The sequence below is a fragment of the Streptococcus sp. Marseille-Q7156 genome, from assembly GCF_965119495.1.
The window spans coordinates 60593-78207 of sequence record NZ_CBCPLU010000001.1 but is presented as its reverse complement, the minus strand read 5'-3'; the positions used below and the strand labels follow the sequence as shown (position 1 = coordinate 78207).

At 39.2% G+C, this 17615-nt stretch carries 16 protein-coding genes and 1 pseudogene; all 17 read right to left on the bottom strand.

The window, feature by feature from the left end; genetic code table 11:
* Positions 1-10: 10 nt before the first annotated feature.
* The 17 genes and pseudogenes from purB to purF all read right to left on the bottom strand — a co-directional run bounded on the left by purB (position 11) and on the right by purF (position 17596).
* A complete protein-coding gene (gene purB / locus ACWPV5_RS00400) occupies positions 11-1306 on the bottom strand; it encodes an adenylosuccinate lyase (protein WP_454381949.1) in 1296 nt (431 codons plus the stop codon).
* A gap of 35 nt (positions 1307-1341) precedes the next feature.
* Positions 1342-4053, bottom strand: coding sequence for an ATP-dependent DNA helicase (locus ACWPV5_RS00395; RefSeq protein ID WP_219967296.1), 2712 nt, complete (start codon positions 4051-4053; stop codon positions 1342-1344).
* A gap of 235 nt (positions 4054-4288) precedes the next feature.
* A complete protein-coding gene (locus ACWPV5_RS00390) occupies positions 4289-4516 on the bottom strand; it encodes a phosphoribosylaminoimidazole carboxylase (RefSeq protein ID WP_219967297.1) in 228 nt (75 codons plus the stop codon).
* 191 nt (positions 4517-4707) lie between these two features.
* Positions 4708-5760, bottom strand: coding sequence for a DNA-processing protein DprA (locus ACWPV5_RS00385; RefSeq protein WP_219967298.1), 1053 nt, complete (start codon positions 5758-5760; stop codon positions 4708-4710).
* Between the two features lie 21 nt (positions 5761-5781).
* Positions 5782-7260 carry an HAD family hydrolase gene (locus tag ACWPV5_RS00380; protein ID WP_219967299.1) on the bottom strand — a complete coding sequence of 493 codons (1479 nt, stop codon included), beginning with the start codon at positions 7258-7260 and terminating at the stop codon, positions 5782-5784.
* A 15-nt stretch (positions 7261-7275) separates the two neighbouring features.
* Positions 7276-8367 carry a 5-(carboxyamino)imidazole ribonucleotide synthase gene (gene purK, locus ACWPV5_RS00375; protein ID WP_219967300.1) on the bottom strand — a complete coding sequence of 364 codons (1092 nt, stop codon included), beginning with the start codon at positions 8365-8367 and terminating at the stop codon, positions 7276-7278.
* Positions 8354-8842 (bottom strand): 5-(carboxyamino)imidazole ribonucleotide mutase, encoded by a 489-nt coding sequence (gene purE / locus ACWPV5_RS00370; RefSeq protein WP_219967301.1) that lies wholly within the window; start codon positions 8840-8842, stop codon positions 8354-8356. Before purE ends, purK begins: the two co-directional genes overlap by 14 nt.
* Positions 8843-8871: 29 nt before the next feature.
* Complete coding sequence (locus ACWPV5_RS00365; RefSeq protein WP_265526778.1) at positions 8872-8988, bottom strand: phosphoribosylaminoimidazole carboxylase; 117 nt, start codon at positions 8986-8988, stop codon at positions 8872-8874.
* A gap of 93 nt (positions 8989-9081) precedes the next feature.
* Positions 9082-10344: a phosphoribosylamine--glycine ligase gene (purD, locus tag ACWPV5_RS00360; protein ID WP_219967302.1), complete on the bottom strand. Its 1263-nt coding sequence runs from the start codon at positions 10342-10344 to the stop codon at positions 9082-9084.
* A gap of 273 nt (positions 10345-10617) precedes the next feature.
* Positions 10618-11373 (bottom strand): hypothetical protein, encoded by a 756-nt coding sequence (locus ACWPV5_RS00355; RefSeq protein WP_033675672.1) that lies wholly within the window; start codon positions 11371-11373, stop codon positions 10618-10620.
* Positions 11374-11443: 70 nt separating this feature from the next.
* Positions 11444-12991: a bifunctional phosphoribosylaminoimidazolecarboxamide formyltransferase/IMP cyclohydrolase gene (purH, locus tag ACWPV5_RS00350; RefSeq protein WP_219967303.1), complete on the bottom strand. Its 1548-nt coding sequence runs from the start codon at positions 12989-12991 to the stop codon at positions 11444-11446.
* Positions 12992-13015: 24 nt separating this feature from the next.
* Positions 13016-13525, bottom strand: a complete 510-nt coding sequence (locus ACWPV5_RS00345; RefSeq protein ID WP_219967304.1) for a VanZ family protein — start codon at positions 13523-13525, stop codon at positions 13016-13018.
* A 71-nt stretch (positions 13526-13596) separates the two neighbouring features.
* Positions 13597-13750: pseudogene (locus ACWPV5_RS00340) on the bottom strand (bifunctional phosphoribosylaminoimidazolecarboxamide formyltransferase/IMP cyclohydrolase); the annotation flags it as partial.
* A 1-nt stretch (position 13751) separates the two neighbouring features.
* Positions 13752-14216, bottom strand: a complete 465-nt coding sequence (locus ACWPV5_RS00335; RefSeq protein ID WP_000569798.1) for a GNAT family N-acetyltransferase — start codon at positions 14214-14216, stop codon at positions 13752-13754.
* Between the two features lie 44 nt (positions 14217-14260).
* Complete coding sequence (gene purN, locus ACWPV5_RS00330; protein ID WP_219967305.1) at positions 14261-14812, bottom strand: phosphoribosylglycinamide formyltransferase; 552 nt, start codon at positions 14810-14812, stop codon at positions 14261-14263.
* Positions 14809-15831: a phosphoribosylformylglycinamidine cyclo-ligase gene (gene purM / locus ACWPV5_RS00325; protein ID WP_454381948.1), complete on the bottom strand. Its 1023-nt coding sequence runs from the start codon at positions 15829-15831 to the stop codon at positions 14809-14811. Before purM ends, purN begins: the two co-directional genes overlap by 4 nt.
* Positions 15832-16153: 322 nt before the next feature.
* The gene (gene purF, locus ACWPV5_RS00320; protein WP_454381947.1) at positions 16154-17596 is read right to left on the bottom strand and encodes an amidophosphoribosyltransferase; all 1443 of its coding nucleotides are present in this window, start codon (positions 17594-17596) and stop codon (positions 16154-16156) included.
* Positions 17597-17615 lie beyond the last annotated feature (19 nt).

The window sequence follows — 17615 nt, the reverse complement described above, 5'->3', positions numbered from 1 at the left end:
TTTATTTTAATTATCCTAAACCAAGACGTTCAAAAATATCATCCACTCGTTTGGTGTAGTAAAGAGGGTTGAAGATTTCGTCGATTTCTTCTTGTGTGAGGCGTGATGTCACTTCTGGATCTGCTTCAAGAAGTGGTTTAAAGTCTACTTGATTGTCCCACGAGTAGGCTGTTTTGGGTTGTACCAAATCATAGGCTTGCTCACGAGTCATGCCTTTTTCAATCAAGGTCAACATGGCACGTTGGCTGAAGATCAAACCAAATGTAGAGTTCATGTTGCGGATCATATTTTCTGGGAAGACTGTCAAGTTCTTAACGATGTTTCCGAAACGGTTGAGCATGTAGTCAATCAAAATGGTTGTATCTGGTGTGATGATACGCTCAGCTGATGAGTGTGAAATGTCACGTTCGTGCCAGAGAGCGACGTTCTCATAGGCTGTAAGCATGTGACCACGGATAACACGCGCAAGACCTGTCATGTTCTCAGAACCGATAGGGTTGCGTTTGTGAGGCATAGCTGATGAACCTTTTTGACCTTTGGCAAAGAACTCTTCTACTTCGCGTTGCTCAGATTTTTGCAGACCACGAATTTCCGTTGCCATGCGCTCGATGGAAGTCGCGATGCTGGCAAGAACTGCAAAATACTCAGCGTGGAGGTCACGAGGAAGGACCTGTGTAGAGATTTCTTGAGCACGGATACCCAACTTGTCGCAGACGTATTGCTCTACAAATGGTGGAATGTTGGCAAAGTTTCCAACCGCACCAGAGATTTTGCCAGCTTCCACACCAGCAGCCGCATGCTCGAAACGCTCGATATTGCGCTTCATTTCGCTATACCAAGTAGCCAATTTAAGACCAAAAGTTGTCGGCTCAGCGTGCACACCATGGGTACGCCCCATCATGATAGTGAACTTGTGCTCCTTAGCCTTGTCAGCGATGATATTGGTGAAGTTTTCAAGGTCACGACGGATAATGTCGTTGGCCTGCTTGTAGAGGTAACCGTAGGCCGTATCCACCACGTCGGTAGAAGTCAAACCATAGTGGATCCACTTGCGCTCTTCTCCAAGAGTTTCAGAAACCGCACGTGTGAAAGCCACCACATCGTGACGAGTCTCTTGCTCAATTTCCAAAATACGGTCGATGTCAAAGTCCGCTTTCTCGCGAATCAAAGCCACATCTTCCTTAGGGATTTCTCCCAACTCAGCCCATGCCTCGTCAGCCAAGATTTCCACCTCAAGCCAAGCACGGTATTTATTTTCTTCACTCCAAATATTCGCCATCTCAGGGCGAGAGTAACGGTTAATCATTATTTGCTCTCCTTACATTGTTAAGTCTAATACTGTCATAAAAACATTTTTATGAAATTCCCATCCTTAGAGTTATTTCTTTTCTCCATATTCTCAAGCAAATGTTTTTCCGTCTCAGGTGACCAATAAATTATCAACTTATCCTTAGCTCTAGTAACTGCCGTGTAAAAAATACTGTGGGTTATATTCTCCTCAGATTCATTTGTGATAACAACTTTCACAGAATCATACTCTAAACCTTGAGCTTTATGAATTGAAGTTGCGTAGGCAATTTGAAACGGTACTACTGTAGTAGGATCATTAGAGTCAAAATCCGTACTTTTGTATTTATTTACTAAAAATCGAATAACTGTCTTGCCATCTTCGTCATTCCCAATAAAGTCAATATCTGAACAACTAGTAACATCAAGGGAGGTGAGCGACAAATCTTTAAGCTTTATATCAAATGTGATAGAATGATCTTCAATTTTTATATCATGAATAGTCCCTTTGATATTATTATATATTAGAGGAGAAAATCTCGGTGAATCATTAAATAGGATAGGATCACCGACTTTATACTCCGCTGAACCCCAAGGTATACTTGTAGAGGGATTTTGAGCTTGCATAAATGTATTTATATTATTTACTCCATATAGCCCATCATAATTTAAGCAAAGAACCACCTCATCTTGATTGGTCGAGGAGAATAGGGATGGGTCTAGATTACTAGAAAAATTATTTCTTGATAGATGTTCTAAAATATCCCTATCATTATTCCTTATTTTATCCCATACTATTAACAAATTTTCTTTATCAGTTCTATATGTATTAGTTAACTCATACCTGCTGTTTGTTATATGGTATTGTGCAATATCAAACCAATTACCAAACCGAATCGACTCTATTTGATAAGTATCACCTACAACAATTAGAAGTTCAAACTCTATATTCCCCAGAACTTTTCTAAAATCAGAATTACTAATTGTACTACTCTCATCAACTATCAATACATCGCACTTCAACATTCCCTGCCTTATTATCTTAGCCACTGTACTAAATTCTGAATTTGGAGCATCAACTTTTCTTTTTAAGTTATCTACAGCAGTGTTTGTATTAGCTAAAAATAATTTATTTTTTGCTGAGAAGTAATTTGAAATATAGTTTATTAACGTTGATTTCCCAGTCCCTGCAGCACCATAAATTAAGGCTACTTTAGACTCTTCAAACATCTTGATCAAACAATCTCTTTTAACATCGTCATCAATAGTTCCTGGTCTTTTTTGCAACCATGATTGAACCGAATACGAATAACCCTTGACACCGCCTGCGGCCAATTTCTTTAATCTATTTATTATATATACAACATCATCTTTATAGCCCTTAATGAACACATGTCCTTTTTCTAAGAGTAATTTTCTATGTTGGTGCGTACGATACAATTTAGAATTATATATTCGTATCAAATCAGAAATATTTTTAAAATCCGTGATTTCTTTTATGGGGGTAAAAAGCTGTCCTCTAATTTCCGAATTGTTCTTTATAAATCTGGCAAATAGTTCATCCTCTTTTTCCTCTGACGGCATACAAGCCAAAAGATCTGATAATCTGGGATTATGATTTTTTAAGCTAGAATCAAATGGAATCTTATCAAACGGTATACATTTCCAATCTAATCTTAAATGAGATAACTGAGGGTTCCCGCCTTTCAAAAACTTTTCAGGAGCATACTGCTCCTTTAAAATTTTATTATTCATAGAAAACAATAGATATCTGATGACATTTGCGCCACCTTGCTCATTTCTTATTAATTCTCTAACTCTATCTAAAAGTAAAAATATTCTTGGTTGCCTAGTATCTTTCAAAATTATCTTCTTCGCTGCAATATAAAGACTATCACTTAGTTCGATCAAAGTAACTAAGTTCATCCTATATTGGCGTATAAATTTCATTAAATTTTGATATTCTTTATACGACGTTTGAATGTCAGGTATATCAAATCTCAATATATCTCTTAGTTTATTAAACTCACATGGTCTAATTGAAACCTCCCAATTATCTATAATTAGAATGGGCATTGTTATTCCTAAAATATCAATATTTACTTTTTTTACCCATAACAATGTTGCATAATTAGATAAGATATATTTATCCGTAAACGCAATTAGTCTATCTAATTTTGATGACTGATCATTCGCAATAGAGTATGTTACTTCATAGTAAACTCTATTGTTTATAAAAAACGGCTTTACTTTGTGAATATAATACCTATCACTGTATGAAACTCTTTCAAAACCAATTGTTGAATCATTTATTACTTTAGAAATTGATTTATAGTACTCAGTTAATTGTGAATCTTGATACATAGGAAACTTAGCCAAATTATGTAAAACATCAAAATCTAAATTCTCTTTTAAATAATTCTTAATTTGCAATAAGTAACTATAGTATTTTAACATTAGTCTTTCTGAATTATTTTCATCTAAAGTATAATGAGAAGCAGAAATTTGTAATAATTCATGAAACTCTCTAATAAAAACATATTTAGAATTTTTAAAAATATGTCTTATTCCAGATTCTATATTGTGATAAGATACATCTGCATCCTTATTCTGATCGACACAATAAAGTTTCAGGGAGATATGTTCCACAAAATTTCTGAGTTGAGATAACATATTCTGGGATAGAAAACCTCGGTCCTCTATTTGAGCAATATTTCGACATAAGACATTATCTATATTTAAAATAGCAGTATTTAAATCTGTCATAGAAGCCTACTTTCACTTAAATATTATCATAATAAAAAATTTGAGTTTGATATAGAAAAACTTAACTAGTTATTAGTTAAAACTTTTTCTTTGATACTGAATCTCACACATATTTAACTTTAATTACAAGTTATATCTTCTCTATCACTAAAAACTGACACATAAATCATCTATCTTGCTATTATGCTTCCCTTCCCAGATCATACTGCCAACTACACTTTTTGTTTTCATATTTTTACTCAAATTCTTCTTTCCCAATCCACACAGATGGGTAGTGATCCAGTGTATTCAAATCCGTATCTAACGGTAGATCATAGATAGCTAAATAGTTTTCAGGGTGTTGTGCAACTAACTCTTCATACTTAGCTTTCACTTTTTCATGATCGCTACTAGCATACAAGACTTCGACGACTGCTCCAGTCTTATCCTTTTCAACAAATGCGTTGACAATGAGTTGTATCATATAATTGATAAAGTCTGTAGTCCGTATTCAGTTTTTTGTGAATACGAGTACCCTTGTTCCTTTCTTTTTATAAGATTAATAATTAACGCTCCAAGTTAAATTTAGATTAACTCAGTATTATATATTTGCTAGTCACAATAGTTTTATAAAATATAAAACGAAATCTATATTATGAACCGATAAAACCACAACTAAAAAAGAGAAGTCTGAATAATGTTATCTTGCTTATTAGTTGTTACAATAGTTTTATTGGTTGTAATCCGACTGTATTTTTTATTTACTTTTTCTTTTATTGATTGCATTTCTTTATCAAATTCAAATATGCTATCTAACGAGTAAAGAGGAAAAGCTTTTTTTTCTGCTAACAATTGTTGATTTAAAGAAATAGCGGAATCATTTGAAAAATATACTTGCCATCCCTTGCCATTCTTAAAGAGAGTATGATCAAGAACGGCTAATACTCTATCTTGTTCTAATGCTTTATAGGTTGCATGTCTGCTTCCGCCACTATTTGATGATTCGATAGTAATTGTTCCTAAACTCATACCACTTTGCCATTCATCTCGTTCAACCAAATAGCTAGGCCTTAAAGTTGTTCCAATAGGATATTCAGATACCAGGGTTCCACCATTACGTAAAATGTCATCAGCTAGTGGACGGTTTACTTTAGGATAAATTGGAACATCTAATCCATGAGCTAAAATAGCTATAGTTTTACCATTTGTAATACTTGCCATTTCATGAGCCAAGGAGTCACATCCTACAGCTAGTCCACTGACCACTGTGTAATCTAATTTAGATAACTGCTCTGTAATCCTTGAAGTCATCTTTTGGGCAAAAACACTTGGTTGCCTAGTGCCAATTACTGCTACTTTTTTAGTATCTGTGAGTAACTTTATATTCCCTTTAACAAATAATACTAGTGGTTTCTTAGGTAAAACAGCTAGCTCTTTAGGATACTCGGCATCATTAAAATTAATCGTAGCTATTTTCTTTTCTAAACTATTATCAATAATTTCTTTCGCTTTATTACATTGAAAATCCCAATTTGACTTAGTCAAATCAGTTTTAATTAAATTTTTTAGCTGACTAATCTTACTACCAGAAATATCCTCAAAAGTGAAGTCATAACTTCCTCTTTTAGAAAAAACATCTTCTAAAAAATCAGCAATTCTTTTTCTTCCCATCCCTTTGAGCCCACTCAAGGCAATAATTTTAGTACTTAAGTCATAATTCTCTATCATGTTTTTCTACTTTTTTTAAAATTAGTTGTCATCAAAATTAATTTGGGGTTCTGCAACTAAAGAAATGCCATTATCAAAATCCCTTAATGAGTACATCCCTGAAGTATTCTTCTTCAGAAAATCCAATAATTGTTCTGGATTATGAAACACATGATCCGCACCATAGTCTCGACCAAATCTATAGTGGATTCCCCATGTAACTAAGACTGTTTCAAGTCCAGCTGCTTTATATGCAATAATATCATTTTTGGTATTTCCTATTCCAATAATTCGTGTAGGCTCTATCGTATCTAGAGTAAGTCCCACCCCATTTTTAATTGTTTCAGGAGATGGTTTCAAATATTTGATTGTATAATCATCAATTTTTGTTTCAAAAGTCGGAACCAGCCAACAACATTTTTCATAGTTAGTATATTCACCGTTAGTTTTATAACTAACATATTGGCACCCATCACCCTCGTCCTTAGGAAAAATTTTCTTTCTTAATTTCTCTTGATAAAATAGTTTTTCCATCAAATAATATCTATTTGATATAATTTCATAAATCATTCCATCATTAGCAAGAAACTCAAATATCTCTTCCAAACCTGGATAAATAGAATATATTGGGGAGGCTCTATAAAAAGTTTCCCCATTTTTGAAATATTTGTTTCCTTTCTTAAGCTTCATCTTATCGTTGATTGTGCTTTCAAATTCTACATTCCTTTTTCTTGAATCAACAATTGTCTCATCAAAGTCCCAAATTATTAAATCTATTTGAGAATTTGATCTAAAATTTTCAAAGTGCTCATATTTCTCAACAATACTATTCCATTTCTCGACCTTTTGATGTTTATAAAGAGAATAATTCACAATTTTTTCTTTTGGAACTCCTTTATTGATAAGATATTTATCAACCATTCTAAAAGAACTTCCGGTAGTTGTCACATCGTCAATTACGACTACAAAGTCAAATTTCTCCCACCAAAATTCACCTACTCCTTGCAATTCTAATCCTTTTGTAATCTCATCAAATAAAATTTGACGTTTACCATTCTCTATATGAGTCTTATCCTTTGTTATGGTTCTTATTAACTCAATTTCTTGATTAGGATTCATTATCTTGGCTAAAATTTGAGGAATATTATAGACTCCACACTCAGAACTAGGAATCCCCAAATAGCATATTTTATTATATTCCAAATTTACAAATTCTTGAAATCTTTTTTCAAATTCATTGAATTTAGTTTCTAATTTTTGTAAATCAAACTTATTATTAAAATCAAATTTTTGTTCTCCATTTGATTGATTACGTTCAGCAAGAAGTGTTTTATCAACAATTGAATACTTTGTTTTTACCAGATAAAAGTTATTCTGCTGCTCAAATTCCATGTTTTGTTCTCGATTAAATAGAGAACCATAAAAAATTGGTAGTGGCAGGCCTTCTTCAACAAAATCAAACTGATGAATATTAAATGATTTCATCAATTCCTGTTCATATATTTTATTATCAAATGTCATATATAGTTGTTTCTCCTAAAAATCTATCCCTTTCCCAAACTCTCCCACACTATCCGGCACATCACTAAACAAAGTCACGTGTCCTATCTTGCGGTTGTGCTTTGTTTCTATTTTACCATACATGTGGAGGTAGGCGCTTGGATTTTCTGTGACATATTTTTCAGCAACCTCGACGTGTTGGCCGAGGACATTGAGCATGACAGCTGGCGCATGTAGTTTGATGTCTGGCAATGGTGCTCCTAGAACGCCTAAAATGTGGGTATCAAACTGGGAAAAATCGCAAGCTTCAATCGAGTAGTGACCTGAATTGTGTGGACGTGGCGCAATTTCATTGACCACGATATCATCAGCTGTCGCAAACATTTCCACGCAAAGAGTTCCAGACAGGTTCAATTGTTCTGCGATGTGTACTGCCATAGCTTTGGCTTTTTTAGCTAGACTTTCTGAAATGCGAGCAGGCACAATGGTTTTTGAAAGAATGTTGTTGCGGTGGATATTTTCCTGAACTGGGAAAACCGTCACGTCCTTGCCATTTCCTGACACGATGACAGAAATTTCAAGGTCAAAGTTGACGAACTCTTCCAAAACGCAGTCTGCTGAGTCGGCTAGTGCACGGGCTTCTCCCAAGTCTGCTTCCGAGCGAATGACTTTTTGTCCATGCCCATCGTAGCCACCGGTAGCAGTCTTTAGGACATAATTTTTAGAAAGGTCAATATCTTCCAAATCTTGGCTTGAGGTCACAACCTTGTAAGGTGCCACAGTGACTTGAGCCTTGTTTGAGAGAAAGTCCTTTTCAAAAATACGATTTTGCGAAATGCGGAGCAGGTCGGTCCCTTGAGGGAGTTGTCCTTCCTTGATAACCGCATCCAAACCATCAGCATCGACATTTTCAAACTCATAGGTCAGGACATCACAACGCTCAGTCAGCTGACGAAGGGCGTTCACATCATTATAAGGTGCCACGATGATTTCCGCTACACGAGAGGCTGGGCAATCCGCTGCAGGGTCAAGCGCAATAACCTTGTGCCCCATGTAGATAGCAGAAATGGCCATCATCTGACCGAGCTGGCCACCACCGATGATTCCGATTGTTTTAGATGAGCTCATTTGTAGACTCCTCTGCGATTTTTCCTTGCTCTTCTGCGAAATCTACCAAAGCTGTCGCGATAGCCTGATCTTCTACTGAAAGGAGACGGAGGGCAAAGAGGGCCGCATTAGTCGCACCTGCTTCACCGATAGCCATAGTCGCAACCGGTACGCCACCCGGCATCTGCACGATAGAGTAGAGTGAATCCACGCCACTAAGGGCACGCGATTTGACAGGCACCCCGATGACAGGAAGGGTTGTTTTAGCTGCGACCATACCTGGCAAATGGGCTGCGCCACCAGCACCTGCGATAATGGCCTTGATGCCACGGCTACGAGCCTCCTCCGCATGTCTGAACATGAGGTCTGGTGTACGGTGGGCAGAAACAACTTTCTTTTCGTAGGCTACACCGAAGCGGTCTAGGACTTCTGCTGTTTTTTGCATGGTTGCCCAGTCTGATTTTGAGCCCATGATAATGGAAATTACGGGTTTCATTTCTTCTCCTTTTTCTTCTTTTTCAACAATCACCTTAGGTTGTGAGGGACGGCAGCAGCCACCAAAGGTGTCTCATGCCTAAATCGGAAGTCCAAGGTCTTCCAATTTCCCTGAACGATTGGATTGTCATTCAATCGTTCTTTCACAACAGCGGTGATTGTTCTATATTAGATCGCTAACGCTCGCAAATCAAACGACCATTATCGTGTTTGGCGACTGCGTCGCTTTTTCTTATATCTTTATCTAATTGCCTTGCTTCCGATATCTGTTCGGTAAAAGAGGCCTTCTGTTTTTTGTTGGGCGAGTTCTTGGTAAATGGTGTCTTGAGTTTCTTTGACAGTATCTGCTGTGGTGACGAGCATATAGACACGTCCGCCGTTTGATAGCAGTGCTCTGCTATTTTCCGCAAACTTAGCCCCTGCATAATAGGTGATAATGTCACCTTCTGTCTTGGCTGGTAACTTGACACCTTTTTCATAGTCTAGCGGATAACCGTTGGATGCGACAACCACACCCAGAGTCACACCCTTGTCCGTCCAGGTGATGTTTGGCTCCTTGCCATCGAGGATATCCGTAATATTTTGTGCAAAGTCAGATGTTAAACGAGGCAAGATGATTTGCGTTTCAGGATCTCCAAAACGAGCGTTGAACTCGATGACCTTAGGTCCATCAGCTGTCAAGATAAGCCCTGCGTAAAGGATACCCAGATAAGGGCGACCTTCTTTAATCATCCCTTCGAGGACTGTCTTGACAATGGTGTCAACCGCTGTATCAACTACACTCTGTGGTAAGTGTGGAACTGGCGCATAGGCACCCATCCCCCCCGTGTTAGGCCCCTTATCGCCATTATAGGCACGTTTGTGGTCCTGAGCTGTTGGCATGATGTAGAACTTATCACCATTGACAAAGGCAAAGAGTGAAAATTCCTCTCCTTCAAGGAATTCCTCAATAACCACACGCGCACCTGAGTCACCAAATTTATTGTCCAAAAGCATCTCGTGAGCGGCTTCGACCGCTTGCTCAACCGTCTCCGCAACGACGACACCCTTACCAAGCGCCAAGCCATCCGCCTTGACTACGATAGGCGCACCCTGCTTTTCGATATAAGCCTTGGCTTCCTCGAAATCTGAAAATGTGCCATAGGCTGCTGTCGGAACGCCATATTTGACCATGATTTCCTTAGCAAAATCTTTGGACCACTCTAGCTCTGCCGCCAATCTTGTCGGACCAAAGGCTTTGAGACCAGCTGCATTAAAATCATCCACGATACCAGCAGCAAGGGCATCATCTGGACCGATAAAGGTCCAAGCAATATCGTTGGCCTTTGCGAAGTCAATCAATTTAGAATATTCGGAAATAGAGGTATTTACCAATTCCAGACCATCCAGAGTCATCCCATCATTCCCAGGAGCTACAAAGACCTTTTCAACGTCTTTTGATTCAAGCAACTTCTTAGCAATCGCATGTTCACGACCACCCGAACCGACAACTAACAGCTTCATTTCTCAACCTCTTTTGCGAATTATTTAATAACATTATATCATAAACGTTCGTTTTAATCTTGTTTCACTCCGCATTTTTACGCAAAAAAGAGTCTGGGACAAAAAGATTTTGATTTTAGGAATTCTTTATTATAAATTTTAAAAATCGATAGATTAGACAAAAAAGCGAACAAGACAGAATTCTGAGTGTCAGATAACTTGTTTTGTTCGCTTTTTATATTTAAGGTTAGACTTTTATCCCAGACTCTTTACGTTCTTAATGTCTAAAATGTCTCACTCCGTTATATATTCCTCTTTCAACACTTTAGCAATGTTCGGTTCCAATAAATTAATAAAATACCTTTTCAAATTTAAAATATTATCAACCTGTTCTTTATCTAACCTAAAAGAACGACCCGTTTGAGGCTCCTTTAATGTACGTAATAAATCTTTGCCAGTTGGCCACACTAATTTTCTTGCCTGAGGTTGAAAAGGGCTTACTCCCGTTCCTGGCATTGTTCCCCCAATAAATCCATTTGAATTTGCCGTACTTGAACTTTTGTTTATCAATGTAATAGTAGCAAATCCTAACGAATCTTCGCCAAATACAACAATAATGAACGGACGAATATCATACTCTGATTCACTATTAGAATAATAATTAAGCTCTTTTTCAATTCCATATTCATACTTGTTATTTTTAAAAATATTTTTCTTTAGTTTAACCACTGTTAAATCATCATCATTTAGCGAATGCTCTTTACTATTAAATTCTATCAGATTATCATTCTTTGAAAAAAGCATAAATACATCTGGATTTGGTCCAAATTCTCCTTCGAATGCTATCGAAGAGAAGGCATAAAAACCATGCTTGTAATCACCTCTAAGTTCCCATGACATAGTACTTTGACCCGCAAAAGGAAAATGTATATTATCAATCCTGCTTTTTCTGATATATCTCTTTTTATTTATAACATTTATAAATTCTCTAAAATCTGGACTAATTCCAATGGTTGGTCCTGATAATGACATCCCTATATTTAACGACATCTTAACTTCTCCATTCTATTGATTTACCTAATTATATAAAAATACCAGGTTCTTCTATAAACCTCATTTTTCAATGTCTAAAATGTCTCACGCCTGTGAAGACCATAGTCAGGCCATATTTGTCAGCGGCTTCGATAGACTCTTGGTCACGGACCGATCCACCGGGCTGGATGATGGCCTTGATACCTGCTTTGGCGATTTCTTCCACATTATCCGCAAATGGGAAGAAGGCATCCGAAGCAAGCACAGCGCCGTCAAGACGGTCTTTGGCTTGGTCAATGGCAATACGAACAGAAGCCACACGGTTAGTCTGACCTGGGCCAACACCCAGTGTCATGTGCTCATTGGTGATGATGATACCGTTTGATTTGACGTACTTGATAGCCTTCCAAGCGAACTCAAGAGCTGTCGTTTCTGTCTCAGTTGGTTGGCGTTTGGTCACCACTTGCCAATCGGCTGGGCTTTCCTTGACCACATCTTGGTTTTGCACCAGAAGTCCACCAACTACACCTGTGTATTCTGCTTCCACTTCACTAGCCTCTTGAGCATCAAATGGCAAGGCAAGGATACGCAAGTTTTTCTTTTTGTTGGTCAAAATGGCTAGCGCCTCATCCGTATAGCTTGGTGCAATGATGATTTCAAGGAAAACTCCATGCATCTTCTCAGCTGTCGCAGCATCCACCTCACGGTTGAGAACGACAATCCCACCAAAGATAGACACTAGGTCAGACTCATAAGCGTAGTCCCAAGCAGTCTCGATGTCATCAGCCTGACCGATTCCACATGGGTTCATGTGTTTGAGAGCCACAACGGTTGGACGGTCTTTAAAGTCACGGATGATACGAATGGCCGCATCAGCGTCACGGATATTATTGAATGACAATTCTTTCCCATTGAGCTGTTTAGCCGAAGCAATCGAGTAGTCTGTTGGCAAAGCTTTTTGGTAGAAATCCGCGTCTTGTTGAGGGTTCTCACCGTAACGCATAGCTTGTTTGAGATCATAGGTTAAAGTGAGCTTTTCAGGTTTGCTTTCACCCACTTGAGCTGTGAAATACTCTGCAATCAAGGCGTCATAAGCCGCTGTGTGACGGAAAACTTTAGCTGCCAAACGTTGGCGAGTTTCATAAGTAGTTTCACCTGTGGCTGACAACTCATCCAAAACCACTGCATAGTCAGCAGGGTCTACCACAACCGTCACGCTGGCATGGTTTTTAGCTGCTGAACGAAGCATAGATGGCCCACCGATATCGATATTCTCCACCGCATCAGCATAAGTCACATCTGGTTTGAGAATGGTTTCCTTGAATGGATAGAGGTTGACCACAACAAGGTCAATAAGCTCAATTTGGTTCTCCTTAGCAGCCTCTAGGTGGCTATCCAAGTCACGACGAGCGAGGAGCCCACCATGGATATTTGGGTGAAGAGTCTTGACGCGACCGTCCATCATCTCTGGAAAACCAGTCACGTCATCGATGGCAATAGTCTCTATCCCAGCATCGTCAAGGGCAACCTTTGTCCCACCTGTCGAGATAATATCCCAACCAAGTTTTTTAAGTTCTTGGGCAAATTCAACAATGCCCACTTTGTCTGAGACGCTGATTAAGGCGCGTTTAGTCATTATATTCTCCTTTTTAATCATTAGTTAAACACCAATTAAATGCAGTAATAGTAAAACAAGATAAGCAAAACCAAGGCTAAGCATACCTAAGATATTGATCCATTTTCTAGTCTGTGATTTGAACACTCTTATAAACATTTGATAAATCAGTAAGCCTACACAAACACCTAGCGTATTTAAAGCCAAATCCGTTATATCTGTTATACCTATTGCTAAAATATACTGTAAGCACTCAAACAATAAACCAATCAAGAAACCTGTCCCGACTATTCTTAAACTAGATAAATTAGTTTTTATCAGAGGGAAACAAACACCTAATGGAATAAAGGAAATCAGATTAAATAACATTTCAGCAAAAACAATTTTTCCATCTACTATTAGTGGTTCTGAAAATGGAATCCAATTGATATACCTTGGAGCTAAGAAAAATGCTATAAATTCAGGATTGGTCTCAAACTTAAATAAGATTCCCCAAGTTAATAACATCAGATAGACATAAAATACATATCGAGTTGTTTTTTTAGATTCTAACATTACAAATACCTCCGTTTGAAGCCGTCTTCAACAATCACTGACTCCAATTTTGAATCAAAGATATCATATGAATCATCAATGGCAATGGTGCTCACCCCAGCATTATCAAGGGCAACCTTGGTTCCACCTGTTGAGATGATGTCCCAACCGAGTTTTTTTAAGTTCTTGGGCAAATTCAACAATGCCCTCTTTGTTTGAGACACTGATTAAAGCTTTTTTCGTCATTCTATTCCTCTTTCTTTAGGTCCAAGCGCATAGCAACTTCATTATTTTCTTCTATAAATCCTGTTTCCTGAAAACCCAAACTAGTCAACAGGTGCTTCATTTTTTCATTTCCAACCACATAATCTGCGATAATATGATTGCAAGTGCTATCCATCTGAGCCTTTTTGATCAGAAATTCCACGGCTTTTCGTCCATAACCTCTTCCTTGGTACTGCTGGCCAATCATTATCCGCCAGATAAAGTATTCCGCTTCATCCTTATCTATTTCCAACAGGAGAAAACCAACTACAAGCTCATTCCAATAAATTGCCATTGGAAACACATCCCCATTCTCTCGGTAGAGCCATGCGTCAGCTAAAGAGCGTACATTTGGAGACACGAAACGTGCTCGTTCATCAGCTTCAGATATTTTCAAATCCAGCACTGCCTGAAAACTACTCTCATCTACTAATTTTATCTCAATCATTTTTTCTCCTAGCAAGATTGCACAATCAAAATTTGATTTACTTCTTATCTTCTCCCTACTCCCAAACTATCCAGCACCTCTGGATACAACTTATACTCTGCTTCATGAATACGTTCTTCAAAACTGTCAATCGTATCATCAGCCAGCCGTGGCACACGTACTTGTTTGATGATCTTACCAGTGTCCACACCAGAATCTACCCAGTGAATGGTCACGCCGCTCTCAGCAACGCCAGCAGTCCAAGCATCCTCAATCCCATGAGCTCCTGAAAATTCTGGCAGGTAGGCTGGATGAATGTTGATAATCCGGCCTTCATAAGCTGCTAATAAGGTTGGTCCAACGATTTTCATGTAGCCTGCTAGACAAACCAAGTCAATCTGGTGTTCTTCCAAGAGTTCGACAAGGGCCGCTTCGTAGTCTACCTTGCTCTCAAACTCCTTGAGTTCAAAAGCATAGGACAGAACGCCGAGCTTGTCTGCACGTTCGAGCACATAGGCGTCACGATGGTCTGAAAAGACAAACTCTACTGGAAATCGTTCCGCTATCACCTGAAAATTTGAGCCATTACCAGAGGCAAAAACCGCTATTTTTTTCATTTGATGATGACACTTTCGTTTTCTTTCTTGACGATACGACCAATTTCATAGACTGGTTCATCCAACAATTCCTTGACACGACTTACATTTTCAGGGCTAACTGCCAGCATGAGCCCCACACCCATATTGAAGATTTCAAACATTTCTTCATGTTTGATTTTACCATATTTTTCAAGAGCTTTGAAGATTGGCAAGACTGGAACTTTGTCTTCTTCAATCTCAGCAGCCAATTCAGCTGCAAACATGCGAGGGACATTTTCGATAAAGCCACCACCAGTGATGTGGGCAATGCCGTTGACCAACTCTTCTTTGATGAGTGGCAAAACAGCCTTGACATAGATACGAGTCGGCTCCAAAAGAACGTCTTTCAGTTTTTTGCCTTCCAATTCTGGCAAGATTTCCTCACCTGTGTAATCCGCAAAGACACGACGGACGAGAGAGTAACCATTGGAATGAATCCCACTTGAAGCAAGTCCGAGAAGAACATCTCCTTCTGCCACCTTTGAACCGTCAATGATTTGAGATTTTTCAGCCACACCGACCGCAAAACCTGCCAAGTCATAGTCATCTGCGCCATACATACCAGGCATCTCAGCTGTTTCCCCACCAATGAGGGCAGCGCCTGCCTGCACACAACCTTCTGCCACACCAGCGACAACTTGTTCTAGCTTAGCTGGTTCATTCTTCCCTGTCGCTACGTAGTCAAGGAAATAGAGGGGCTCCGCACCTGTAGCGATGATATCATTGACACACATGGCCACACAGTCCTGACCGATGGTATCGTGCTTGTCGTACTTGATAGCCAGCATGAGCTTGGTTCCGACACCATCAGTTCCTGAAATCAAGACGGGTTCTTTAACCCCAGTCTTTGAAAGGTCAAACATACCACCAAAGCCACCCAGAGCTCCCATGACACCTGCACGCTCCGTACGAGCCACGTGCTTTTTAATCCGTTCAACAACTTCATAACCCGCTTCAACATCCACACCAGATTGAGCGTACGCATTTTTATTTGCCATTTTATTTTTCCTTTTCTTTTTTTGGGAAAGACTGCGACGTATTTTTAGATAAACAATTATTTTATCTAATACTCAATGAAAATCAAAGAGCAAACTAGGAAGCTAGCCGCAGGCTGTACTTGGGTACGGCAAGGTGAAGCTGACGTGGTTTGAATTTGATTTTCGAAGAGTATAAAAATACTAGTCAGGGTTCTAGCTTTGCCCCATAGGAGAAAGCGTCTACTGACAAATGCTTTAGCTTTTAGTCAGTAGCGAGACGTGGAGCATAAGCATTTTTATTTGTCATTTTTATATTCCTTTTCTTTAATGGAGGATCTATTGTCTATTTGTAAAAACTGGTCTTTTCTTCCAAACTTCTACGATAGTCTTCTTCATAGTCGTAGAGAGGCGTTGGGTAATCCCCATCAAAATAAGCGACACAGAGACCACCATTTGGCGCATCCGTTTCAATACCAATTGACTCAATCAAACCTTCAACAGACAGATAGGTCAGACTGTCCGCACCAATGATTTGGCGAGTTTCTTCAACCGTATGATTGGCCGCAATTAGCTCCTGACGGGTCTGGATATCAATCCCGTAGAAGCATGGATAAGCTAGCGCTGGACTACCAATAGCAACGTGAACCTCAGTTGCACCCGCTTCTTTCAAGAGCTGAACGATACGACGAGAGGTTGTTCCACGCACAATAGAGTCATCAATCATAACAACACGCTTGCCTTTGACAACACCAGAAACTGCAGACAATTTCATCCGCACCCCTTGCTCCCGCAATTCTTGAGTCGGTTGGATAAAGGTACGTTGGGTGTATTGGTTCTTGATGAGGCCCATTTCATTTGGTAGCCCGGACTCTTCCGCAAATCCCATAGCCGCGCTAAGGGAAGAATTGGGCACACCGACCACGATATCCGCCTCATGCTTGAATTCACGCGCCAATTGAGCACCCATACGTTTACGTGCCGTATGAACATTGACACCATGAATGTTAGAATCAGGACGAGCAAAATAGATATACTCCATAGAACAGATTGCTAACTGAGTATCATCCGTATAGCTATCATACTGGATTCCCTTGTCATCAATAATCACAATCTCACCTGGCTTCAAATCGCGAAGCCATTCTGCACCAATAACCTCAAAAGCACATGTTTCAGATGATACTACGACGGCTCCGTTAGCCATTTTCCCGATAGAAAGCGGACGGAAGCCATTAGGGTCAAGAGCCGCAATCAACTTGTCTTCAAACAGCAAGATATAGGCAAAACCACCTTTAACTAGACTGAGCGCCTCCTTGATTTTGCCCATCAGGCTAGGATTATGACTGCGACGAATGAGGTGAGCCAAGATTTCCGAGTCCGAAGTCGCGCTGAAAATTGCTCCTCTTTGTTCCAATTCTTTCTTGAGAGAGGCAGCATTGGTCAGATTCCCATTATGAGCTAAGCCAAACTGCATATCATGGAATCTAAAGAGGAAAGGCTGGATGTTATCTACAGAAGCTTCGCCAGCAGTCGCGTAACGGACATGCCCAATCGCACCAGTTCCTGTCAATTTATCTAAGTTAGCAGGATTTCTGAAGACTTCTGATAGAAGACCCATATCGCGATGGCGCTTTAGTTTCCCTTGGTCATTGGAGAGGATTCCTGCCCCCTCCTGACCACGGTGCTGAAGACTGTGGAGACCAAAATAGGTCAATTTAGCAGCATCTGGATGTCCCCAGATACCGAAAACACCACATTCTTCATTAAGAGATTTTACTTCGTATGTCATTTTATATACCTAATTTTTA

What these genes read in the sequence shown, in the direction of transcription:
- purB (WP_454381949.1), bottom strand. Translation starts at nt 1,306, where the DNA reads ATGATTAACCGTTACTCTCGCCCTGAGATGGCGAATATTTGGAGTGAA.
- ACWPV5_RS00395 (WP_219967296.1), bottom strand. Translation starts at nt 4,053, where the DNA reads ATGACAGATTTAAATACTGCTATTTTAAATATAGATAATGTCTTATGT.
- ACWPV5_RS00390 (WP_219967297.1), bottom strand. Translation starts at nt 4,516, where the DNA reads ATGATACAACTCATTGTCAACGCATTTGTTGAAAAGGATAAGACTGGA.
- ACWPV5_RS00385 (WP_219967298.1), bottom strand. Translation starts at nt 5,760, where the DNA reads ATGATAGAGAATTATGACTTAAGTACTAAAATTATTGCCTTGAGTGGG.
- ACWPV5_RS00380 (WP_219967299.1), bottom strand. Translation starts at nt 7,260, where the DNA reads ATGACATTTGATAATAAAATATATGAACAGGAATTGATGAAATCATTT.
- purK (WP_219967300.1), bottom strand. Translation starts at nt 8,367, where the DNA reads ATGAGCTCATCTAAAACAATCGGAATCATCGGTGGTGGCCAGCTCGGT.
- purE (WP_219967301.1), bottom strand. Translation starts at nt 8,842, where the DNA reads ATGAAACCCGTAATTTCCATTATCATGGGCTCAAAATCAGACTGGGCA.
- purD (WP_219967302.1), bottom strand. Translation starts at nt 10,344, where the DNA reads ATGAAGCTGTTAGTTGTCGGTTCGGGTGGTCGTGAACATGCGATTGCT.
- ACWPV5_RS00355 (WP_033675672.1), bottom strand. Translation starts at nt 11,373, where the DNA reads ATGTCGTTAAATATAGGGATGTCATTATCAGGACCAACCATTGGAATT.
- purH (WP_219967303.1), bottom strand. Translation starts at nt 12,991, where the DNA reads ATGACTAAACGCGCCTTAATCAGCGTCTCAGACAAAGTGGGCATTGTT.
- ACWPV5_RS00345 (WP_219967304.1), bottom strand. Translation starts at nt 13,525, where the DNA reads ATGTTAGAATCTAAAAAAACAACTCGATATGTATTTTATGTCTATCTG.
- ACWPV5_RS00335 (WP_000569798.1), bottom strand. Translation starts at nt 14,216, where the DNA reads ATGATTGAGATAAAATTAGTAGATGAGAGTAGTTTTCAGGCAGTGCTG.
- purN (WP_219967305.1), bottom strand. Translation starts at nt 14,812, where the DNA reads ATGAAAAAAATAGCGGTTTTTGCCTCTGGTAATGGCTCAAATTTTCAG.
- purM (WP_454381948.1), bottom strand. Translation starts at nt 15,831, where the DNA reads ATGGCAAATAAAAATGCGTACGCTCAATCTGGTGTGGATGTTGAAGCG.
- purF (WP_454381947.1), bottom strand. Translation starts at nt 17,596, where the DNA reads ATGACATACGAAGTAAAATCTCTTAATGAAGAATGTGGTGTTTTCGGT.